This is a genomic window from Pseudomonas trivialis, assembly GCF_036864995.1.
GTDB lineage: Bacteria > Pseudomonadota > Gammaproteobacteria > Pseudomonadales > Pseudomonadaceae > Aquipseudomonas > Aquipseudomonas trivialis.
In genome coordinates this window covers 2,504,644-2,526,388 of record NZ_CP142151.1, presented here as the reverse complement: position 1 = coordinate 2,526,388, position 21,745 = coordinate 2,504,644, and the positions used below count along the sequence as shown (strand labels likewise).

The 21,745-nt window shown below is 63.2% G+C and carries 15 protein-coding genes; 11 read left to right on the top strand and 4 right to left on the bottom strand.

The genetic code is table 11. The features are described 5' to 3' along the window. The first annotated feature begins 132 nt into the window (after window positions 1–132). Window positions 133–759 carry a hypothetical protein gene (locus tag VRB54_RS11065; protein WP_338480866.1) on the top strand — a complete coding sequence of 209 codons (627 nt, stop codon included), beginning with the start codon at window positions 133–135 and terminating at the stop codon, window positions 757–759. Between the two features lie 79 nt (window positions 760–838). Here VRB54_RS11065 and VRB54_RS11060 read toward each other — a convergent pair whose 3' ends face one another. Then, window positions 839–5,707: an NAD-glutamate dehydrogenase gene (locus VRB54_RS11060; protein ID WP_338480865.1), complete on the bottom strand. Its 4,869-nt coding sequence runs from the start codon at window positions 5,705–5,707 to the stop codon at window positions 839–841. 491 nt (window positions 5,708–6,198) lie between these two features. On the opposite strand from VRB54_RS11060, the gene VRB54_RS11055 reads away from it, so the two are divergent. The 10 genes from VRB54_RS11055 to VRB54_RS11010 all read left to right on the top strand — a co-directional run bounded on the left by VRB54_RS11055 (window position 6,199) and on the right by VRB54_RS11010 (window position 19,798). Continuing rightward, entirely contained in the window at window positions 6,199–6,552 is a 354-nt protein-coding gene (locus tag VRB54_RS11055; protein ID WP_338480864.1) for a hypothetical protein, read from the top strand. Window positions 6,553–6,756: 204 nt separating this feature from the next. After that, window positions 6,757–7,716: an AAA family ATPase gene (locus VRB54_RS11050; protein ID WP_003236444.1), complete on the top strand. Its 960-nt coding sequence runs from the start codon at window positions 6,757–6,759 to the stop codon at window positions 7,714–7,716. A 5-nt stretch (window positions 7,717–7,721) separates the two neighbouring features. Continuing rightward, window positions 7,722–8,654 carry a DUF58 domain-containing protein gene (locus VRB54_RS11045; protein ID WP_338480863.1) on the top strand — a complete coding sequence of 311 codons (933 nt, stop codon included), beginning with the start codon at window positions 7,722–7,724 and terminating at the stop codon, window positions 8,652–8,654. Then, a complete protein-coding gene (locus VRB54_RS11040) occupies window positions 8,651–9,145 on the top strand; it encodes a DUF4381 domain-containing protein (RefSeq protein ID WP_338480862.1) in 495 nt (164 codons plus the stop codon). Before VRB54_RS11045 ends, VRB54_RS11040 begins: the two co-directional genes overlap by 4 nt. Next, window positions 9,138–10,226, top strand: a complete 1,089-nt coding sequence (locus VRB54_RS11035) for a VWA domain-containing protein (RefSeq protein WP_338480861.1) — start codon at window positions 9,138–9,140, stop codon at window positions 10,224–10,226. Before VRB54_RS11040 ends, VRB54_RS11035 begins: the two co-directional genes overlap by 8 nt. After that, window positions 10,223–11,956 carry a VWA domain-containing protein gene (locus VRB54_RS11030; RefSeq protein ID WP_338480859.1) on the top strand — a complete coding sequence of 578 codons (1,734 nt, stop codon included), beginning with the start codon at window positions 10,223–10,225 and terminating at the stop codon, window positions 11,954–11,956. Before VRB54_RS11035 ends, VRB54_RS11030 begins: the two co-directional genes overlap by 4 nt. Further along, complete coding sequence (locus VRB54_RS11025) at window positions 11,953–13,593, top strand: BatD family protein (RefSeq protein WP_338480857.1); 1,641 nt, start codon at window positions 11,953–11,955, stop codon at window positions 13,591–13,593. Before VRB54_RS11030 ends, VRB54_RS11025 begins: the two co-directional genes overlap by 4 nt. A gap of 738 nt (window positions 13,594–14,331) precedes the next feature. After that, the gene (locus VRB54_RS11020; RefSeq protein WP_338480856.1) at window positions 14,332–15,573 is read left to right on the top strand and encodes an exonuclease SbcCD subunit D C-terminal domain-containing protein; all 1,242 of its coding nucleotides are present in this window, start codon (window positions 14,332–14,334) and stop codon (window positions 15,571–15,573) included. After that, window positions 15,570–19,208 carry an AAA family ATPase gene (locus tag VRB54_RS11015; protein ID WP_338480855.1) on the top strand — a complete coding sequence of 1,213 codons (3,639 nt, stop codon included), beginning with the start codon at window positions 15,570–15,572 and terminating at the stop codon, window positions 19,206–19,208. Before VRB54_RS11020 ends, VRB54_RS11015 begins: the two co-directional genes overlap by 4 nt. Then, window positions 19,205–19,798: a glutathione S-transferase gene (locus VRB54_RS11010; RefSeq protein WP_338480853.1), complete on the top strand. Its 594-nt coding sequence runs from the start codon at window positions 19,205–19,207 to the stop codon at window positions 19,796–19,798. Before VRB54_RS11015 ends, VRB54_RS11010 begins: the two co-directional genes overlap by 4 nt. A 66-nt stretch (window positions 19,799–19,864) precedes the next feature. Here VRB54_RS11010 and VRB54_RS11005 read toward each other — a convergent pair whose 3' ends face one another. The 3 genes from VRB54_RS11005 to VRB54_RS10995 all read right to left on the bottom strand — a co-directional run bounded on the left by VRB54_RS11005 (window position 19,865) and on the right by VRB54_RS10995 (window position 21,653). Beyond that, the gene (locus tag VRB54_RS11005) at window positions 19,865–20,044 is read right to left on the bottom strand and encodes a hypothetical protein (RefSeq protein WP_338480852.1); all 180 of its coding nucleotides are present in this window, start codon (window positions 20,042–20,044) and stop codon (window positions 19,865–19,867) included. A gap of 156 nt (window positions 20,045–20,200) precedes the next feature. Continuing rightward, window positions 20,201–21,376, bottom strand: coding sequence for a lactonase family protein (locus tag VRB54_RS11000; protein WP_338480851.1), 1,176 nt, complete (start codon window positions 21,374–21,376; stop codon window positions 20,201–20,203). Further along, a complete protein-coding gene (locus VRB54_RS10995) occupies window positions 21,363–21,653 on the bottom strand; it encodes a DUF5629 family protein (protein ID WP_338480850.1) in 291 nt (96 codons plus the stop codon). Before VRB54_RS10995 ends, VRB54_RS11000 begins: the two co-directional genes overlap by 14 nt. Between the last annotated feature and the right edge of the window lie 92 nt (window positions 21,654–21,745).

Genomic DNA, 21,745 nt, shown 5'->3' with positions numbered 1-21,745 from the left:
TGTCGGTAGTGAGAGGTAAATAAAGCACACACTGACAACCCGTCCGGGAAACGTCCTACATTATGGTTGCTCGCCAAGCAGCAGAATGCATTCATTACTAACAGAAAGTCCTACATATGAATGAATACTTCTATGCACTCCCTCGCCTTTACGTTGCTCGCAGCCCTTCTCACTCCATCGCTCAGTGTGCATGCACAAGGCGATGACGAACTTACTTTTGGGGCCTCCATCATCACCCCAGGACAGCCCGTGTGGCTGCTTGAAAAACCCTACGATGACAGCGCCTGGCTGACCGCCCGTACCTTTGGTAACAGTACTTACGGCGACTACAGCACTATCGCCAGCCTGCAGATCAGCTGTTACGCGCAGAACCCGACGGCGGGCCTCGCGCTGCAGATCAACCCGCAATTGCTACGCTTCGACATCGCCCCATTTGAAGGCAAGGATGCCAGTGCAAATGGGCCGTTGCGTATCACCACAGAAGGCCGCCCGGCGGTCGACCACCTGGTCAATGGCGTCTGGGCTTACGGCGGGGCGTTTCAGATGGGTCACATCTTTACGCTCAATGCCTATGCATCGCAGGATAAGCTCGCCGACTGGGCCAGCGACGCCTTACGCGGGAAGACCCTCAAGCTTTCCTTGGCGCCCGCTCAAAAGGGGGGCAAACCCTTGACCGCTACGTTCACATTGCCGGCAAACAACGACGGCTTGAAAAAAATCTTCAAAATTTGCCAGAGTGCTGCCAGCCCCCACAAATGATCCAGCTGTAGGGCAAATGACGCACCAACAAAAAAGCCCCGGTCTCTCATGAGACGGGGGCTTTTGTTTTACCGAAGGATCAAGCCGGCTGCAGCACCGACTGACCACTCAACGCCAGGTCCAGCAATTCACGGTTGGCCACCGCGTACATGGCGTAGTCCGTGCCGACTGCAGCACGAATTTCCACCATCATGGCGCGCCAGCGATCGGCCATGTCCTGGTGCTGCTCAAGCCACAGGGCCACGCGGGCGTCCATCTCCTGCGGCGCGTCGGCCATTTGCAGGACCGAGATGGTGATTGCCCGTTGCTGCCAGTCCACATCGTCGCGGAACGCTTCGCGGGCCTGGGCCTGCCAGTTGTTGGCCACCGGCAGATCGCTGATCTGCTGCAGGTACCACGGCAGGTCCAGAGCGCTGCCCACGGCGAAGTAAGCCTTGGCCACTTCGGCGGCGTCATGCCCGGTGACGTCGGCAGCTTCGATGATCGGCAGCAACGTGTACAGGTGGGTAGTACCTGCCACCATGCGCGCCAACAATTCCGGCACGCCGGCTTCGGTGTAGGCCTGGTAACGGGTCTGCCAGCCTTCGCGGGTCGGACCTTCCAGCAGTTCGTCGAGCTTGAGGCCCAATGCCGCCAGATGCGGACCGAAGTGCGCGGTGTCACGGCCAGCGTCCTGCTCGTTGCGACGGCTGCGCAGGAACCAGCGCGTGGCGCGGCGGCCCAGGCGCATGAGCTCATCCATCAGCTCCAGCTGCACGTCGGCGGAAACCTGATGGTCCAGGGCTTCGATCTGACGGAACCAGTGGGGCAGGTGGAAGATGTCACGCACGATCACATAAGCACCGGCCACGTTGGCCGGGCTCATGCCGGTCGACTCCTTGAGGCGCTGCACGAAGGTGATGCCCATGTGGTTGACCAGGTCGTTGGCGATCTGGGTGCTGACGATCTCACGCTTGAGACGGTGGCGACGCATGGCCTCGGAGAACTTGGCCACCAGGCTCGGCGGGAACGCGGTCTCCATGTCACGGGTCAGGTACTCGTCATCCGGCACCTGGGACTTGAGCAACGCTTCCTTGAGGTCGATCTTGCTGTACGAGATCAGCACCGACAGCTCCGGACGGGTGAGGCCCTTGCCGTTCGCGGCGCGCTCGGTGAGCTGCTCCTCGGTCGGCAGGTACTCGATGGCGCGGTCCAGCTTGCCACGGCCTTCCAGGTCGCTCATCAGGCGCTTGTACTCGGCGGCACGCTCGTAGGCACGGCGGGCGGCCAGGGACAGGGCCTGGGTTTGCTTGTAGTTGTTGCCCAACACCAGATGGCCGACTTCGTCGGTCATGCTCGCCAGCAGCTGGTTGCGCTGCTTGTCGGTCATGTCACCGGCCTGCACCACTTCGTTGAGCAGGATCTTGATGTTCACTTCGTGGTCGGAGCAGTCGACGCCACCGGCGTTGTCGATGAAGTCGGTGTTGGAGCCGCCGCCATTGAGGCCGAATTCCACACGACCCAGCTGGGTCATGCCGAGGTTGCCGCCCTCGCCCACCACCTTGCAACGCAGCTCGTTGCCGTTGACGCGCAAGGCGTCGTTGGCCTTGTCGCCCACGTCTGCATGGCTTTCGGTGCTGGCCTTGACGTAAGTGCCGATACCGCCGTTCCACAACAGATCCACCGGTGCCTTGAGCAAGGCATTGAGCAGTTCGGTCGGGGTCAGCTTGTCGGCCTTGATGTCGAAGCGTTCTTTCATCTGCGGCGAGATGGCGATGCTCTTCGCGCTGCGCGAGAAGATACCGCCGCCTTCGGACATGATGCTGGTGTCGTAGTCGGTCCAGGCCGAACGCGGCAGCTCGAACATGCGCTGGCGTTCGACGAAGCTGGTGGCCGGGTTCGGGTTCGGGTCGATGAAGATATGCAGGTGGTTGAAGGCCGCGACCAGTTGCAGCTTGTCGGACATGAGCAAGCCGTTACCGAACACGTCACCGGCCATATCGCCGACGCCCACCACGGTGATGCTGTCTTCCTGCACGTTGATGCCGCGCTCACGGAAGTGACGCTGCACCCCCACCCACGCGCCCTTGGCAGTGATGCCCATTTTCTTGTGGTCGTAACCGGCCGAACCACCGGAGGCAAACGCATCGCCAAGCCAGAAGCCGTAGTCGATGGCGATGCCGTTGGCGATGTCGGAGAACGTCGCCGTGCCTTTGTCCGCCGCCACCACCAAGTACGGGTCATCGTTGTCGTGACGCACGACGTTGGCTGGAGGCACCAGCGCGCCGTCTTTCAGGTTGTCGGTAATGTCCAGCAGGCCGGAAATGAAAATGCGGTAGCAGGCGATGCCCTCGGCCGCGATCTCGTCCCGGCTGCCGCCCAACGGCAGGCGACGCGGCAGGAAGCCGCCCTTGGCGCCCACCGGCACGATCACCGAGTTCTTCACTTGCTGGGCTTTTACCAGGCCGAGTACTTCGGTGCGGAAGTCTTCTTCACGGTCGGACCAGCGCAGGCCGCCACGGGCGACGTTGCCAAAGCGCAGGTGCACGCCTTCAACGCGCGGCGAGTAGACGAAGATTTCGAACTTCGGCACCGGCTTGGGCAGCTCGGGGATCGCGTGCGGGTTGAACTTGAAGCTGAAGTACGACTTGTTCTGGCCGTTGGCATCGGTCTGGTAGAAGTTGGTGCGCAGGGTGGCCTTGATCAGGTCCAGGTAGCGCCGCAGGATGCGGTCTTCGTTGAGCACCTGAACATCGTCCAGGGCGCTGGTGATCGCTTGTTCCAGACGCTGCTGCTTGTCTTCCAGGTCATCGGCGGTGAGCTTGCGCGCCAAGTAGAAGCGGGTCTTGAACAACCGCGTCAGCTCGCGGGCGATGTCGGTGTGGTTGTTCAACGTGCTGGCGATGTAGCCGAGGTCGAAGCCCAGGCGGATCTGCTTGAGGTAACGCGCGTAGGCACGCAGCAACGCCACGTCGCGCCAGGGCAGGCCGGCGGTGAGCACCAGACGGTTGAACGCATCGTTCTCGGCGTCGCCATGCACGATGTGCACGAACGCGTCCTGCAGAGTGTCGTTGAGCTGCTGGATATCCAGGTTCACGCCTTCGGCGGCGATGAACGCAAAGTCATGGATCCAGAATTCGCGGCCGTTGGCATGACGCAGGCGGTACGGGAATTCGCCCAGCACACGCAGGCCGAGATTTTCCAGGATCGGCAACACGTCGGACAGCGCCAGCGGGGTGTCGGCGTGGTAGAGCTTGCAATGCAGCTCGCGCTGGCCGGAGACCTGGCCCAGCGGTTGATAGAAGCTCATCACCAGCGGGTTGGCTTCGGTGAGGCTGAGCAGGTGCTGCATGTCGACCACGGCCGAATGCGCGGCAAAGCGCTCGCGGTAGCCGGCCGGGAAGCCTTTCGGGAAATCCGCCAGCACGTTGGTGCCGTGGGCTTCGCCGAAGCTCTCGACGACCAGGCTTGCGTAGTCGTCCTGCCAGCTGCGGCAGGCCTGCACCACTTCCTTTTCCAGTTGCAGCGGGTCGATGTCCAGGCGGTTCTTCGGGTCGACCCGCAGAATCAGCTGCACACGGGCCAGCACGGACTCGGAGAAGAAGGTCCAGAACTCGCAGTCGGAGGCCTTCAGGCGGTCCATCAGCACTTGCTGGATTTTCTGCCGCACTTCGGTGGAGTAAACGTCACGCGGCACATAGGCCAGGCAGTAGCAGAAGCGTCCGTACGGGTCTTTGCGCAGGAACACGCGGATCTTGTTGCGCTCCTGGATCTGCACGATCGACATCACGGTGCTGAACAGCTCGTCGACCGGGGTCTGGAACAGGTCGTCACGGGGCAGCACTTCAACGACCTGGGCCAGTTCCTTGCCCAGGTGAGCCTTGGGCTGGAAGCCGGAGCGACGTTCGATCTCCGCGACCTTGCGGCGGATATACGGGATGACCCGCACGCTTTCGCCGTACACCGACGAGGTGTACAGGCCCATGAAGCGGTGTTCCTTGAGGACCTTGCCGTTGGCATCGATCTCGCGGATCGACACGTAGTCCGGGTAAGCCGGGCGATGCACGCGGCTTGGGTGCGCCGCCTTGGCGAACGACAGCACGGTCGGCTCGCGCAGGTAGGCCACGGCGTAGTCTTCGATGCGCAGGTCGTCAGCGCTGAGGCCGGCACGCAGCAGCTTGGTCAGACCGAGGAAGGAGCTGGCGTCATATTCGATATGACCGCCGTCCGCCTCGTCACGTACCACGAATTCTTCGTAGCCCAGGAAGGTGAAGTGGTTGCCCACCAGCCATTCGAGGAAATTCTTGATTTCGGCTTTTTCTTCGCCGTCAATCGCGTACTGGCTGGCATCGATACCGGCCAGCAGGTCCTGGACCTTGGCCTTCATCGGTTCGAAATCGGCCACCGCCACCCGCACTTCGCCCAGTACCTGCTCCAGCTCTTTGCTCAGCACGCTCAGTTCGGCGGCGTTGGCGCAGCGGTCGATTTCCAGGTACATCAGCGATTCTTGCTCGATGCCCTCACCCTGGGTGCCCTTGGGCAGGATTTCCAGCAGATCGCCCTTGCTGCCACGGCGGGTGCTGAGCACGGTGGTCTGCAGGGTATGGATGCTGTAGCCACGGCGGTTCAGCTCGGTACGCACCGAGTCCACCAGAAAAGGCAGGTCACGGTGCAGCACTTCAACCGCGGTATGGGTCGACTGCCAGCCATGACGTTCGTAATCGGGGTTGTAAACGCGCACTTGCGGTTGCGCAGGATCGAAGCGCTCAAGCAGGCGCCAGGCAGACAGGGTGCAACCGGCCAGGTCAGACAGGCGACGCTGGGTCAGTTCATCCAGGGAAATAATGCCGAAGAATTGCTCAGCGAACAGCGCCACTTGTGGCAGTGCCTGTTCGCTGATGTGCTGCGCCAGTGCCGCTTGCAGTTGATGCTGGAAGTCGGCCTTGCTGGCTGCGGTGAAGAACGCCATCTGTGGTACTCCGCTTGGGCTTGTTATTGATGGAAGCGTCGCGTGTTATCCCCGTGCGGGGAGACCGTCAGCTCTGTTCGTGGGTAACGATGACAAACACCATAAACCAATCAGAGTGACAGGTGGGTGAAGCTGGACAAGACAGTCAGGTCACATACAACTTCCACTGGATGAACCGCAGCCGGGTGACGGTACGACGGGCAGGTCAGACGCCCGGCCAGCGCACACCCGATGCGCAGCTTAACGAGTGTGGGAAGACGCCTGCTTGCGGTGCTGCGACATATTCGGTCATCGGTAAGCAGGCCTGGGGTTGCGATGCGAACAATCTGCACTTTTCGGCAAACTATCCGGCTATTGCCCAGTGAGCGAGTAGCGGAAATGAATGGTACTGCCCGTCACGCGATGCATTGGGTCTGACACAGGGTGCAGCACAAAATTCGCCGCAATGGCACAATTGCGCGCATCACGCCCAAACCCAGACAGGATGCCCCATGCTGCAACTGAAAACCGACGCCCTCATGGCCACGCCGTGCGACGACGAAGAAGACAACATGGCCATGCTCTGCTGCCACGGCAAGAACGGCGAGATGTTCATGCTGACGCGTTACCCGGATGAAGAAGAAGTGGAACTCACGTGGGATTACGAGCCGTCGACCCTGGACGGGTTGAAGGTCACCCTGGGCGACACGACCTTACTGGTCGAGCTGGCAGCCGGCGATGCCGATGCGCTGGGTGGCAAGGACCAGCTGCAAATCACTCACGCCACGCCAGCATCAGACCTGGCTGAAGTCGAAGAAACCTTGCAGAACATCCTCAAGGGCACCGGCACCTTCACCCGACTCTAAAGGGTGTCAACGCTCAAATGTGGGCGCTCACAACAGAATGTGTGTTCAATAAGATTTGTGCTGCCCACACAAAAATCCTACAAGTTTTGCCAAAAATACCCGTTACGCCGTTAGTCGCCGCCCCCTTCGATGCATTAAAGTAGACGCCCCCGGCCTTGGCAGCTTTCATAACACCCAGGCTCTTCTTCCCAGGAACCGTCATCGATGGAACATCGTGAAGCGCTGCTTGCGCTGCGAACCTTTCTTTCCACGCAGATTCTCGGCCAGGAAAAACTCATCGAGCGCCTGCTCATTGCGCTGTTGGCCGACGGCCATATGCTGGTGGAGGGCGCGCCGGGCCTGGCCAAGACCAAGGCCATCAAAGAACTGGCCGAAGGCATCGAAGCACAGTTCCATCGTATCCAGTTCACCCCCGACCTGTTGCCCGCCGACATCACCGGCACCGAGATCTATCGCCCGGAAACCGGCAGCTTCGTGTTCCAGCAAGGCCCGATCTTCCACAATCTGGTGCTGGCCGACGAAATCAACCGGGCGCCGGCCAAGGTGCAGTCGGCCCTCCTCGAAGCCATGGCCGAGCGCCAGGTCAGCGTGGGCCGCAGCACCTATGACCTGTCACCGCTGTTTCTGGTGATGGCCACGCAAAACCCCATCGAGCAGGAAGGCACCTACCCGCTGCCCGAAGCCCAGCTCGATCGCTTCCTGATGCACGTCAAGATCGGTTTCCCCGACGCCGCCGTCGAGCGGCGCATCCTGCAACAGGCGCGCGGCGAAGCGCTCAACGGTGAAACCAAGCCCGAGCGCCGCGTCAGCCAGCAGGCGATCTTTGCCGCGCGCAAGGAAATCCTCGGCCTGTACATGGCCGATGCAGTGGAGGAATACCTGGTGCAACTGGTGATGGCCACGCGCACCCCGGCCAAGTTCGACGCGGAAATGGCCGAATGGATTGCCTACGGCGCCAGCCCCCGGGGCTCGATTGCCCTCGACCGCTGCGCCCGTGCCCACGCCTGGCTCGCCGGTCGCGACTTCGTCAGCCCGGAAGATATCCAGGCGGTGCTGTTCGACGTGCTGCGCCACCGCATCATTTTGTCCTTCGAGGCAGAAGCCGCCGGCATCGACCAGGACCGTGTGGTGCAACGCATTCTCGACGTCGTTGCCGTCGCTTGAAGCCGATGAACACCAGCGCCGGGGTCCGCGTCACGCTCAGCGAGCTGATCGAGATGCGTCATCGCGTGCGCGAAGTGCAGTTGTTCTCCACGCCCGGCCAGCGCAGCCCGATGATCGGTCTGCACCACTCCAAGCTGCGCGGGCGCGGTGTCGACTTCGATCAGGTGCGCGTGTACCAGGCCGGCGACGATGTGCGCACCATCGACTGGCGCGTCACCGCGCGCACCCAGGAACCGCACACCAAGCTGTTCCACGAAGAGCGCGAACGCCCGATCTTCATCATGGTGGAGCAAAGCTGCCGGCTGTTTTTCGGCTCGGGGCAGATGTTCAAGTCGGTGCTGGCGGCGCAGGCCGCCAGCCTGATCGGCTGGGCCGCGCTGGGGCATAACGACCGGGTCGGCGGGCTGGTGTTCGGTGATCGCGAGCACTACGAAATCAAACCCCGACGCAGCAAGCAGAGCCTGCTGCAACTGCTCAATCGGCTGGTGCACGTCAACCAGAGCCTGAACACCGACAGCCTTCCGGAAGCCGACGCCCTGGGCATGGCCCTGCGCCGTGGCCGCGAGGTGTTGCGCCCGGGCAGCCTGGGCATCGTGATCTGCGACGAGCGCGCCCTCACCGAAGGCGCCGAGCAGCAGCTGAGCCTGCTGTCGCGCCATTGCGACCTGCTGCTGCTGCCCATTTCCGACCCGCTCGACCACGCCCTGCCCGCTGCCGGGCTGCTCAGGTTCGCGCAACGCGGCGCGCAACTGGAACTGGACACACTCAACTTCGAGCTGCGTCAGGCCTACAAGGCCCAGGCCGAAGCGCGCACGGCCCGCTGGGAACGGCTCGCGCAGAAACTGCGGGTGCTGCTGATGCCCTTGAGCACCCAGAGCGAAATGGTCGAGCAACTGCGCGAATACCTCAACCCGCAACGCCCGGTCAAAAAACAATGAGCAGCCTCGACCAACTGCAACCGCTGATCACCCCGCCGCCCATTGGCCTGTGGCCGCCCGCGCCGGGCTGGTGGCTGTTGCTGCTGGCAGTGCCGCTGCTCGGCTGTGGCCTGTGGTGGGCTCGCCGCTTCCTGCCCGCCCGCCGTCCGATGGCCCGCGCCGAGCAACCGCTGGACCCGTTGCGCATCGCCGCCCTCGCCGAACTGGCCTTGATGCCCAAGCCTTACGACGGCGCCCCCGCCGGTGCCTGGCTGCAACAGCTCAACGGCCTGCTCAAGCGTCTGTGCCGCAACGATTACCCCTACAGCCAGAGCCACACCCTCAACGGCCGCAAATGGCTGGCATTCCTCGATAACCGCTGCCCGGCCGCCGGCCTCACGCGCTGGATGGTGCTGGTAGAAGGCGCCTACAAGCCCGAATGCAAGCTCGACGACAAGGCCATCGCCGGCCTCACCCAGGCCGTCGACACCTGGATTCGCAAACATGTTTGAGTTCGCCTGGCCGTGGATCTTCGCCCTGCTACCTTTGCCCTGGTTGATGCGACTGCTGCTGCCCATCGCCGACAGCGGCGAGCCGGTACTCAAAGTCAGCTACCTCGAGGACCTCGAAGGCCTGGCCCGACGCCGCGCACGCATCAACCTGCCCGGCTGGCGCCAGCAAGCGCCGTTCGTGGTGCTGTGGCTGTTGCTGCTGACCGCCGCCGCCCGCCCCGAATGGCTCGGCGAACCGCTGCCGATTGCCGCCAGTGGCCGCGACCTGCTGGTGGCGGTGGACGTGTCCGGCTCCATGGACTTCCCCGACATGCACTGGCAGGACGAGGACGTCAGTCGCCTCACCCTGGTCAAGCATTTGCTCGGCGATTTCCTGCAAGGCCGCGAAGGCGATCGCGTCGGGCTGATCCTGTTCGGCAGCCAGGCGTATTTGCAGGCGCCGCTTACGTTCGACCGGCGCACCGTGCGTACCTGGCTGGACGAAGCGCGCATCGGCATCGCCGGCAAGAACACCGCCATCGGCGACGCCATCGGCCTGGCCCTCAAGCGTCTGCGCCAGCGCCCGGCGCAGAGCCGCGTGCTGATTCTGGTCACCGACGGCGCCAACAATGGCGGGCAGATCGACCCGCTGACCGCCGCGCGCCTGGCAGCCGAAGAAGGCGTAAAGATCTACCCCATCGGCATCGGCGCCGACCCCGAGCAGACCGGGTCTCTGGGCATTCTCGGCGTCAACCCGAGCCTGGACCTCGACGAGCCGGCGCTCAAGGCCATCGCCCAGGCCACCGGCGGCCAGTATTTCCGCGCCCGTGATGGTGAGGAACTGCAGCAGGTGAAGGAAACCCTCGACCGCCTTGAGCCGGTCGAACAGCAACCCACCCAGGCCCGCCCGGCCCAGGCGTTGTACAGCGGGCCACTGGCGTTGGCACTGATCCTGAGCATGCTGCTGGTGATCCAGGAACGCTGGCCCGACAACGCGCTGCAACGGCTGTTGAGCAAACTGCCGAGCCGGGGGATGTTCCTGCCGCAGCGCCCCGAATGGCGCCAGCGCCTCAAACGCCTGCGTTTGCGGAGGCGTCGATGATCGATCTGTGGCCACATTGGTTCCGTCCCTGGTGGTTGTTGCTGCTGCCGCTGCTCGGCTGGCTGCTGTGGCAGTTGTGGCACCGGCAAAAACGCGCCGGGCGCTGGCAGATGATCCTGCCGCCTGCGTTTCACGCCGTGCTGCTCAGCGGCGGCAACGGGCGCGAGAGCAAATCGCCGTGGGTGCTGCTGGGCCTGGCGTGGCTGCTGGCCGTGCTGGCCTTGCTCGGTCCGAGCTGGCAACGCGTGGAACAAACCAGCCAGAAGCCTGCCGACCCGTTGGTGGTGCTGCTGGAGCTGACCCCGCAAATGCTCGCCACCGACAGCCCGCCCAATCGTCTCGAACAGGCGCGGCGCAAGCTGTATGACTTGCTGCAGGCGCGCAGCGATGCGCAAACCGCCATCGTGGTGTACGCCGGCAGCGCCCACACCCTGGTGCCGCTGTCGGACGACCTCGCCACCAGCCGCAACCTGCTCGAAGCCCTGCGCCCCTCGATCATGCCCGAGCCCGGTCATCGCGCCGACCTCGCCGTGGAAAAGGCCCTGGCCCTGCTCAAGCACGGCGGCCTCGGCCAGGGCCGCCTGCTGTTGATCGGCTCATCGCTGTCCAAACAGGAGCGCCAGGGCATCCGGCTGTTGCTGCAGGGCAACGCGTCACCGGCGCTGTCGATCCTTGGCATTGGCAGCCGCGAAGGTACGCCGGTGACCCAGGAAAGCGGCGAGTTCCTCAAGGACGAACAAGGCGCGATCCTGATCCCGCGGCTCGACAGCCCGACCCTCAAGGCTTTCGCCAACGAGATGGGCGGCCGCTACCGCGCCGCGCGCCTGGACGACAAGGACCTGCGCCAGCTTGGCGTACTCGACCCACCACAAACCCTGCTCAGCGACGGCCAACGGCTGCACCTAGACACCTGGGCCGACCAGGGTTACTGGCTGCTGCTGCCGCTTTTGCTGCTGGCCGCCTGCGCCGGTCGCCGCGGCTGGCTGTTCTGCTTGCCCCTGCTGCTGCTCGCCTCGCCGCAACCCAGCTACGCCTTCGAGTTGCAGGACCTGTGGCTGCGCGCCGACCAGCAAGGCCAGCAGTTGCTGCAAAAACAACGGCCCGCCGAAGCTGCCGAGCGTTTTGCCGACCCCCAGTGGCAAGGCGTGGCGCTGTATGAGGCTGGCAACTATGCCGAGGCCATCAAGCGTTTTGCCCAGGGCACTGACGCCAGCGCCCACTACAACCGAGGCAACGCCCTGGCCCGCTCCGGCGAGCTGGAAGCGGCGATCGATGCCTACGACCAGGCCCTGGAAGCACAGCCGGACCTGCAACCGGCGCTGAAAAACAAGGCCCTGGTCGAAGCCCTGATGCAGCAGCAGGCGCCCCCCGAGCCGCCAGAGCCTGCAAAAAACGAAGATGACGAAACCGCCCAACCCGGCCAAACTGCGCAACCGGGCGACAGCGGACAACGTGCCACTGGCGGCGAGCAATCGTCCCAGGGCCAGGGCCAGACCGGCGACACCCAGCCGGGTACGCCGGCAAAGTCCGGCAGCAACGAAGTACCGGGCAGCGAGCTGGGCGATGAACAAACCACCACCCCGCCACTGAGCACCAATGACGCCAGCCTTGACGGCGAACACCGCCAGGCCCTGGAGCAATGGCTGCGGCAGATCCCGGACAACCCCGGCGAGCTGCTGCGGCGCAAATTCTGGTACGAACAGCAACAGCATCAGGACAAGACGCGATGAGCCGCCGCACCACCCTTCTGCTTCTGCTCGCGCTGACGGCAGGCCCCGCACAGGCGGCGAGCCTGGTCGCCAGCGTCGACCGCAGCCGCCTCAACTCCGGCGAAACGGTGGAACTGACGGTAGAATCGAGCGACGTCACCCAGTTCGGCAAGCCCGACCTGTCGCCCCTGGACGCGCAGTTCGAAGTCAGCGGCACACGCCAGATCAACCAGCTCACCACCCTGGGCGGCGACAACCACGCGACCACGCGCTGGATCATCACGTTGTTGCCCAAGGAGAACGGCGAGGTGGTGATCCCGCCGCTGCAGGTGGGCGAATACACGACCCAGCCGATCACTCTGCAAGTGATGGAAACCGCCAGCCAGAACACCAGCGCGGAACTTGCACCCGTGTTTGTGCAGGCCAGCCTCGACCAGAACACCGCGTACGTGCAGGCTCAGGTGCTGTTGACCGTGCGCGTGTACCACTCGGTGTCGCTGTATGACGACAGCAGCCTCACGCCATTGCAGATCCCGGACGCGCGCATCGAGCAATTGGGCGAGTCGCGCACCTACGAGAAAGTCATCAACAGCATCCGCCATGGCGTGATCGAAACGCGCTATGCCATCTACCCGCAGCGCAGCGGCGCAGTGGAGATTCCCGCGCAGACCTTCAGCGCGACGCTGGTGGAGTCGCGCCCGGCGCAGGAAAACACCCTGCAAGGCACCAAGCCGGGCAAGCTGATCCACGTCAGCTCCGCACCCATGCTGCTGACGGTCAAGCCCAAACCCGCGCTGTACCCGGCGGATGCGCCCTGGTTACCGGCGCGCAGCCTGACCCTTACAGAAAGCTGGAGCCCGGAGCCTGAGCATGTGCAGGTGGGTGACTCGCTGACCCGCAGCCTCACGGTCAAGGCCGAGGGGCTGTCCAGCGCGCAACTGCCGGCCCTGCCCAACACCGACATCGCCGGCCTGCGCCGTTACCCGGACCAGCCGGTGCTGGGCAACCAGAACAGCGACCGTGGCCTGGTCGGCAGCCGCGAAGACCGCGAGGCCCTGGTGCCCAACCGGGTCGGCGCGCTGGAACTGCCGCCGGTGGAAGTGGTGTGGTGGAACACCCACGAAGACCATCTTGAGCGTACCAGCCTGCCGGCGCGTACCCTGCAAGTGGCCAACAACCCGAGCCTGGTGGTGGACACACCCGCCACCCCGACCATCATCACCGCCCCGGACGACAGCCGTCTGTGGCTGTGGCAGTTGAGCACCCTGCTGTTGGCCTGCACCACCCTGCTCGGCTTCGGTCTATGGTGGCGCGCCCGCTCGCAGCCCGCCGTGCTGCGCGCCGCGCAAACTGGCCCGAGCCCGCGCAGCCTGCTCGACGACCTCAAACGCGCCACCCAGGCCAACGACCCCCAGGCCACGCGCCAGGCACTGGACGCCTGGGCCCGCCAGCAACCGGAAACCCTCGCCGAGATGGCAGCGCGGTTTGTGCCATTGTCGGATGCGCTGGATGGATTGAACGGCGCTCTGTACAGCGAAGGGGGCCACTACTGGCTGGGGGAAGACCTGTGGCGCGCGGTGAAAGCCATCCCAATGGCAGAGCGCGAGCAGGACCCAGCGACGGACAGCACCAGCTTGCCGCCGCTCTATCCCAAATAATTGAAACACCCAACACTCATGTGGGTCGGCTTGTCTGTGGCGAGCGGGCTTGCCCCGCGTTGGGGCGCGCAGCGCCCCCAATCAAGGAACATGCAGTATCCCTGACACTGCGCAGAGCCTGGTTTTGGGTCTGCTGCGCAGCCCAACGCGGGGCAAGCCCGCTCGCCACAGGGGGGTGAGATTTCCGGTTCTAAAGCAGCGCGTTATTTTGTGTTTGATAAGAGTGGCTTGCCTCCTGCCCTCCTTGATCTGTATCGGTTGCAGGTATAGCCCGCGCTTTTGCAGATAAACTCCCCTCCTTTTCATCTTCTTCACGGAGTTTTGGCGCGCGGTGAAAGCCATCCCAACAGCAGAGCGCGAGCAGGACCCAGCGACGGACAGCACCAGCTTGCCGCCGCTCTATCCCAAATAATTGAAACACCCAACACTCATGTGGGTCGGCTTGTCTGTGGCGAGCGGGCTTGCCCCGCGTTGGGGCGCGCAGCGCCCCCAATCAAGGAACATGCAGTATCCCTGACACAGAGCAGAGCCTGGTTTTGGGTCTGCTGCGCAGCCCAACGCGGAGGCAAGCCCGCTCGCCACAGGGGGGTGAGATTTCCGGTTCTAAAGCAGCGCGTTATTTTGTGTTTGACAAGGGTGGCGTGCCTCCTGCCCGCCTTGATCTGTGTCGGTTGCAGGCATACCCCGCGCTTTTGCAGGTAAACTCCCCTTCTTTTCATCTTCTTCACGGAGTTCGCCTTGCGTCTGTTTCACACCTCCGACTGGCACCTGGGCCAAAACCTCCATGGCCAGGAACGCGACTTCGAACATGCCTGTTTCCTGGAGTGGCTGCTCGGCCAGCTCAAGGCCCATAGCCCTGACGTGCTGCTGATCGCCGGCGATATCTTCGACACGGTCAACCCGCCGCTCAAGGCGCAGGAGCGGCTGTATGACTTCATCATCGGCGCCCACGAACAAAACCCCGCACTGACCATCGTGATGATCGCCGGCAACCATGACTCCGGCTCGCGCATCGAGTTGCCCGCGCCATTGATGCGCCGTCTGCGCACCCATGCGCTGGGCCGGGTGCTGTGGCTGGATGACGGGCAACTGGATGCCGAGCGCCTGCTGATTCCCTTGCCCAATGCCAAAGGCAAGATTGCCGGCTGGTGCCTGGCGCTGCCCTTCCTGCGCCCGGCGGAAGTCACTGGCGCGCATCTGGGCGACGATTACCTGCGCGGCATCGGCCAGGTGCACGAATGGTTGATCGCCGCTGCCAATGCCAAACGCAAAAAAGGCCAGGCGCTGATTGCCATCAGCCATGCACACATGGCCGGCGGTTCGGTGTCGGAAGACTCCGAGCGCAGCCTGATCATCGGCAATGCCGAGGCGATGCCCGCCAGCCTGTTCGATAGAAGTGTCGCCTATGTTGCCCTTGGCCATTTGCACAAACCGCAAAAGGTGAATGGCGAAGAGCGCATTCGCTACAGCGGCTCGCCGATTCCACTGTCGTTTTCCGAGATCGGCTACAAACACCAGATTCTCGACGTGATGTTCCAGGGCGAAAGACTGGTCAGCGTCGAACCGATCCTGATTCCGCGCTCGGTCAACCTGCAACGCCTGGAAGCTGCCCCCCTGGCTGATATCCTCAAAGCCCTGGCGGACTTGCCCGACATCGACCTGCTCGCCGAGACCCAGCGCCATCCCTGGCTGGAAGTGCGGGTGCGCCTGGACGAGCCGCAACCGGACCTGCGCCAGCAAATCGAAACCGCGCTGCAAGGCAAGGCCGTGCGCCTGGTGCGCATCGCTGCCGAATACGCCGGCACACGCGGCCAGGACGACGCGGACCAGGCGCGGCTGGTCGAACTCGACCAACTCACCCCCCAGGAGCTGTTCAGCCGCGCCTGGCAGGACAACTATGGCAGTGAAGTGGATGAACAGACCTTGAAGGACTTCGCCGTGTTGCTCCAGGAAGTGCAGCAGGAAGGTGAGCAACCATGAAAATCCTCGCCATCCGCCTGAAAAACCTCGCCTCCCTGGCAGGCCCGTTTGAAATCGACTTCACCGCCGAGCCCCTGGTCAGCGCCGGGCTGTTCGCGATTACAGGCCCCACCGGCGCGGGCAAGAGCACCCTGCTCGATGCCTTGTGCCTGGCGCTGTTTGGCGCGGTGCCACGGCTGGGCGACACCGGCCAGGCGAAAATGCCCGACGCCGATACCGATATTTCCATCGGCGACCCGCGCACGCTGATTCGTCGCGGCACGGGCGGCGGATATGCCGAGGTGGATTTTGTCGGCGTCAACGGCCGTCGCTACCGCGCGCGCTGGGAGGCCAACCGCGCCCGCGACAAGGCCAGCGGCAAGTTGCAAAACAGTCGGCAAAGCCTGCTCGACCTGGACAGTGATCAGGTGCTGGCCAGTCAGAAAACCGAATACAAGACCCAACTGGAGCTGGCCCTGGGCCTGAACTTCGAGCAGTTCACCCGCGCGGTGTTGCTGGCCCAAAGCGAGTTCAGCGCCTTCCTCAAGGCCAACGACAACGAGCGCAGCGAACTGCTGGAAAAGCTCACCGACACCGCGCTGTACACCCAGCTTGGCCGCCGCGCCTTCGACAAGACCAAAGACGCCCGCGACGCACACAGGCAGTTGCAGGACCAGGCCACCGGTATTGTCCCGCTGGCCGACGAAGCCCGCGCCGAGCTGGACCTGCAACTGACCGAGGCGCAGCAACAACTCAAGACCCAGCAGGCACAGCTCCGGCAGCTGGAATTGCAGCACACCTGGCTCAAGGAACTGCGTGAATGGCAGGAACGCCAGCTCAGCGCCACCGAGCAACTGCAACAGGCACAAGCTGACTGGGCAGCCCGGAGCCCGCAACGCCAGGACCTGACTCACCTGGAGCAACTGGCGCCACAACGTCACCACTTTGCGCGTCAGGCCGAAGTCAGCACCTTGCTCACGCCACTGGCTGAACAGATTCAGCAGCATCTTGAACAGCAACACGCGCTGCATACCCGCCAGCAGCAGGCGCAACTGCAGCAAACCAGCGCGCAAAGCGCTTTGGCCCAGGCCGTGAAGAACCAGACCGATGCCGCACCGCTGTTGCGCCAGGCGGTCGAAGCACAAAGCACCCTCGCCCACCTGACCCGCGACCTGGCCAGACGCAACGAAGAAAAACAGCAGCAGGAACAGGCCTGCCGTGAGGGTCAGGCCCAGCTCAAGGGCCTGCAGGACACACACGCCGATGTCGCGCAGCGCCTGCAACGCCTGGCCGCCGAACTTGAGCGCAGTGCCGCCCTGGCGCCCTTGAGCGATGCCTGGAACGCCTACCGCGACCGCCTGCAACAGTTGATGCTGATCGGCAACCGCCTGAAAAAAGGCCAGACCGAACTGCCCGAGCTTGAAGCGCGCGCCACGCGCACCGCCGAACACTTTGCCGAGCAACGCCAGGCCCTCGATCTGCTTTATCAGGAAGCCGGTGCCGAACCCCATGCCGTGGCCGAACAGGTGCAACTACTGGCCAGCCTGCTGCAGGACAACCGCAAGCAACAGCGCGCTTTCGAAGACCTCACGCGCCTGTGGGACAACCAGCAACAACTGGACCAGCAAGCCACTGCCCTCACGCACAAGCTGGCCGAACTCGCCCAGCAACGCGAGCAACTGAACCAGACCGGCTTGCAAACCAAGGCCGAGCTGACGGTGGCAGAACGGGCGCTCACCGTTACCCGGCAACTGTTGGAACGCCAGCGTCTGGCGCGCAGTGCCAGCGTCGAGGAATTACGCCAGCAGTTACAGGACGATCAACCCTGCCCGGTGTGCGGCAGCCCCGAACACCCCTACCACCAACCCGAAGCACTGCTGCACAGCCTGGGTCGGCACGATGAAAGCGAAGAGGCCACGGCACAAAAGGCGGTCGACACGCTCAAGGAAAAACTCACCGAACTGCGCGGTGACGTCGGCGGTTTGATCGCTCGGCAAAAGGAATTCCTGCAACAACAAGAGCAGGTGGTCTCGCAACAACAGGCGCTCAAGCCGATCCTTGTGGCTCATCCACTGTCGGCGTCGCTGTTCAATCAGGACGTGGCCAAGCGCAGCGATTGGCTGGCCCAGCAACTCAATCAGTTGACCCAAAGCATCAGCCAGGACGAACAGCGCCAGGCCGCGCTGCTCAACCTGCAACAGAACGCCGGGCGTCTGCAGCAGCAATTGCACAACGCTCAGGAAGCGAGCCAGCAGGCGCGCCAATTGATGCTCGACCAGCAACGCGAACTGGCCAACGACCGCGAACGCCTTGACGAAGAGCTGCACACCTTCGCCAACCTGCTGCCAGCCGAAACGCTGGAAGGTTTGCGCAGCGACCCGGCAGCCACCTTCATGCAGCTCGACCAGCAGGTCAGCCAGCGTCTCGAGCAATTGGGCCATCAACGCGATGAGCTGGCCGAACAGCAGGTACGCCAGCAGAACATCGAGAAAGCGCACACCCACCAGCAGCATCGTCAGCAGCAACTGGACTCGCTCAATCAGCAGTTCAATGAACTGGCGACGCAGCAGCAGACCGCCGAGGCCAGGCTGCGCGAACTGCTGGGCGACCACAGCAGCGCCGAACAGTGGCAGCAACAACTGGAACAGGCCGTGGTGCAATCGCGGCAAAGCGAGACCGACGCCAACCAGCAGTTACAGGCGATCCACACTGAGTTGGTGCAACTGGCGGCCGATCTCAAGGCCCGCCAGGAGCGTCAGTCGGCGCTGCACACCGAACAACAGGCGCTCGACGCACGCCTGGGCGAATGGCGCGCGCAACACCCGCAACTGGATGACAGCGGATTGACCCGCCTGCTGGCGTTCGACGACGCGCAGGTCAGCGCACTGCGCCAACAGGTGCAGGCCAGCGAAAAAGCCGTCGAGCAAGCCAAGGTGTTGCTGCAGGAGCGCGAACAGCGCCTGGCCGAACATCAGGCGCTGCACAACGGCAACCTCGACGCCGAACAGCTGGACGGGACCCTCGCCGCCCTTAATCAGCACATCGCCGAGGCCGAAAAACAGTGCGCCGAGCTGCGCGCACGTCAATCGGAAGACCAGCGCCGTCAGGAGGCCAACAGCTCACTGGCCGCGCAAATCGCCCGAGCCTATGAAGAGTGGCAGCGCTGGGCACGCCTGAATGCGCTGATCGGCTCGGCCACCGGCGACACCTTTCGCAAGATCGCCCAGGCCTACAACCTCGACCTGCTGGTGCACCATGCCAACGTGCAGTTGCGCCAACTGGTGCGCCGCTACCGCCTCAAGCGCGGCGGCAGCATGCTCGGTTTGCTGGTGATGGACACGGAAATGGGCGACGAACTGCGCTCGGTGCATTCGTTGTCCGGCGGCGAGACGTTCCTGGTGTCGCTGGCACTGGCCCTGGGGCTGGCGTCCATGGCGTCGAGCACCCTGAAGATCGAGTCGCTGTTTATCGACGAAGGCTTCGGCAGCCTGGACCCGGAGTCGCTGCAACTGGCGATGGACGCGCTGGATGGCCTGCAGGCCCAGGGCCGCAAGGTGGCGGTGATTTCCCACGTGCAAGAGATGCACGAACGCATCCCGGTGCAGATCCAGGTCAAGCGTCAGGGCAACGGCTTGAGTACCCTGGAGGTCAAGTGAGCGAGGCGCTGTTGTATTCGTTCCGGCGTTGTCCTTATGCGATGCGTGCACGTCTGGCCTTGCGTTATTCAGGCGTGGCGGTGCGTATTGTCGAGGTGAGCCTCAAGGCCAAGCCGGCCGAAATGCTGGCGCTGTCGCCCAAGGGCACGGTGCCGGTATTGAGCGTGGGCGGCCAGGTGATCGATGAAAGCCTGGCGATCATGCAATGGGCCCTGGCGCAGCACGACCCGGATGACTGGTTGCTGCAGAATGAACCGGCCGCGCTGGCGTTGATCGCCGAGAATGACCAAGACTTCAAACATCATTTGAATCGATACAAGTACGCCGAGCGCTACCCGGAGCATCCGATGGAACATTATCGGGCCGAGGGTGAGGTGTTCCTGCAGAAGCTGGAAATTTTACTGGCGGGGCGTAGCTACTTGTTGGCCGAGCATTTGAGCCTGGCGGATGTGGCGCTGGCGCCGTTCGTGCGCCAGTTTGCCCATGTGGATCGCGAGTGGTTCGCCAGTACGCCCTATATCCGATTACAAACCTGGCTGCAGCGCTTTCTGGAGTCGCCGCTGTTTGTAGCGGTAATGGCCAAACCCTGAGTTCAACACAATCAAATGCGGGAGCTGGCTTGCCTGCTCCTACATTTGATTGTGTTGAACTCAAGCTTATTGCTGGACCTTGTGATCCAGGGCGGCATAGAAGTTGGCGCTTTGTTGCAGATACTTCTGGGTGTAGGCGCTGGTGCTGGATTTTTTGTCGGTGACTTCCACGCTGGCGGCCGCTGGCAAGGCAACAGTGGCGGAAACAGCAGAAGCGGCGATGATGGAGAAGAGGTTCAAGTTCATGGCGATAACCCTTGTGTTCGTTTGGTTGAGTGGCCGGGGAAGGCCTTGGGACTCAACGTACGCCCGAGGATTGAACCTTAGAAATGCTTTGAAACAGTAGCCGCTATTAACAGAATTAATAGAAAAGCTCAGGCCCCGCGTTGCGGGGCCTGTGGCTTATTGACGCACCAGAAACTTGAGGTCGCTGGGCGCATCAATAGGCAGTTTCTGCACGGTTTTACCCAGCAGGCCGGTCTTCGGGTCGCGCTCGATCACCACGATTTCATTGCTCTTCTGGTTGGCGATCAGCACGAACTTGCCGCTCGGGTCCAGGCTGAATTCACGCGGGTGGTCGCCCTCGACGGAGCGTTTTTGAATCTGCTTGAGGTGCGCCGTTGCCGGGTCGATGCTGAACACCAGCAGTTGATTGGCCGTACCGCGATTGCTCACGTACAGGAACTTGCCGTCACTTGAGGCATGCAACGCCGCACCGGCCTTGTCGGTCACCGGCTGGCCGGTGGCGTAGTCCACCAGTTGGGTCTGGGTGAGCTGGCCGTCCTGATAATCGAACACTGCAATCTGGGCGCTCATCTCGGTGGTCAGCCAGGCATGCTTGCCGTCGGCGCTGAACAGCAGATGACGCGGACCGCTGCCCGCCGGGAGTTGCACCGACGCCGGCCTGGCCGGGGTCAAGGGCTGTTCGTGGTTGGCCTTGGGGTCGTAACGGTAGACAAACAGCTTGTCGGCACCCAGGTCCTGCACGAACACGTAGTTGCCATCGGGCGATGACACCACCGAGTGCACATGGTTGGACGCCTGGCGCTCAGGGTTCACGCCACTGGCCGGGTGCCCGCTCATTTGCACCGGTGCCGACAGCTTGCCATCGGCATCCAGCGGCAGAATCGCCAGGCTGCCGCCCGGGTCTTCCAGTACCGAGTAGTTGGCAACGAACAGATAACGCCCATCAGCCGCGATGCTGGAATGGGTCGGCTCATTGCCCAGGCTCTGCACCTGGTTGATCAGGCTGAGCTGATGGTTCTGCGGGTCGATGCTGTAGCCGCTGACACGTCCGACCGCATCCTGCTGGCCCGGGCCATTTTCGTTGACCACGTAGAGACGCTTCTGGTCTTTGGAAAGGGTCAGCCAGGACGGATTGGCCGCCTTGGCCGCCAGCACCGGCTTGCCGTTGAACTGGCCAGTGCGGCTGTCGAACTGCAGGCGGTAGATACCTTCGCTGCTGCCGGCGGTGTAGCTGCCCACCAGCAGGTCATGGGTGTCGGCCGGTGCAGCCTGCACAGACATCGCACCGACACTGCCCGCCATCAGCAGCGGCCAGAATTTACGCATCATCATGCTCGTCGTCCTCATCGTTATTGTTGCCGGTGATCGCACTCATGCAGATCAGGCGATGCTCGCCCGAGTCACCGGTCAGGGTCCAGCTTTGCAGGGTCTGGTCAAAGGTGGCTTGTTCGACCTGCTCGAGGCTGAACGTCCAGCGCTTTTCAGCACGGCCGTCCATGGCGGTGATCTGCAGCTTTTGTTCTGACAGCTCAAAGTCGAAGGCGTGCAACCCGTCGATCTCGAGCATGTCGGCGGTGGTGAGGACGGTGGTGAGATTGTCGGCAGTCATTACGAATCGGTCATCTGAAAAAGGAAGGTGCACATGATAGGCGAGTTTGGCCGCCGAGAGGGTGGCGGTAACCGGCTAACGCCTGCACTGCG

Excerpts from the sequence above, each read along its gene's own strand:
- VRB54_RS11015 (WP_338480855.1), top strand. The coding sequence starts at position 15,570 with ATGAAAATCCTCGCCATCCGCCTGAAAAACCTCGCCTCCCTGGCAGGC.
- VRB54_RS11035 (WP_338480861.1), top strand. The coding sequence starts at position 9,138 with ATGTTTGAGTTCGCCTGGCCGTGGATCTTCGCCCTGCTACCTTTGCCC.
- VRB54_RS11040 (WP_338480862.1), top strand. The coding sequence starts at position 8,651 with ATGAGCAGCCTCGACCAACTGCAACCGCTGATCACCCCGCCGCCCATT.
- VRB54_RS10995 (WP_338480850.1), bottom strand. The coding sequence starts at position 21,653 with ATGACTGCCGACAATCTCACCACCGTCCTCACCACCGCCGACATGCTC.
- VRB54_RS11025 (WP_338480857.1), top strand. The coding sequence starts at position 11,953 with ATGAGCCGCCGCACCACCCTTCTGCTTCTGCTCGCGCTGACGGCAGGC.
- VRB54_RS11030 (WP_338480859.1), top strand. The coding sequence starts at position 10,223 with ATGATCGATCTGTGGCCACATTGGTTCCGTCCCTGGTGGTTGTTGCTG.
- VRB54_RS11065 (WP_338480866.1), top strand. The coding sequence starts at position 133 with ATGCACTCCCTCGCCTTTACGTTGCTCGCAGCCCTTCTCACTCCATCG.
- VRB54_RS11005 (WP_338480852.1), bottom strand. The coding sequence starts at position 20,044 with ATGAACTTGAACCTCTTCTCCATCATCGCCGCTTCTGCTGTTTCCGCC.
- VRB54_RS11055 (WP_338480864.1), top strand. The coding sequence starts at position 6,199 with ATGCTGCAACTGAAAACCGACGCCCTCATGGCCACGCCGTGCGACGAC.
- VRB54_RS11045 (WP_338480863.1), top strand. The coding sequence starts at position 7,722 with ATGAACACCAGCGCCGGGGTCCGCGTCACGCTCAGCGAGCTGATCGAG.
- VRB54_RS11000 (WP_338480851.1), bottom strand. The coding sequence starts at position 21,376 with ATGATGATGCGTAAATTCTGGCCGCTGCTGATGGCGGGCAGTGTCGGT.
- VRB54_RS11060 (WP_338480865.1), bottom strand. The coding sequence starts at position 5,707 with ATGGCGTTCTTCACCGCAGCCAGCAAGGCCGACTTCCAGCATCAACTG.
- VRB54_RS11050 (WP_003236444.1), top strand. The coding sequence starts at position 6,757 with ATGGAACATCGTGAAGCGCTGCTTGCGCTGCGAACCTTTCTTTCCACG.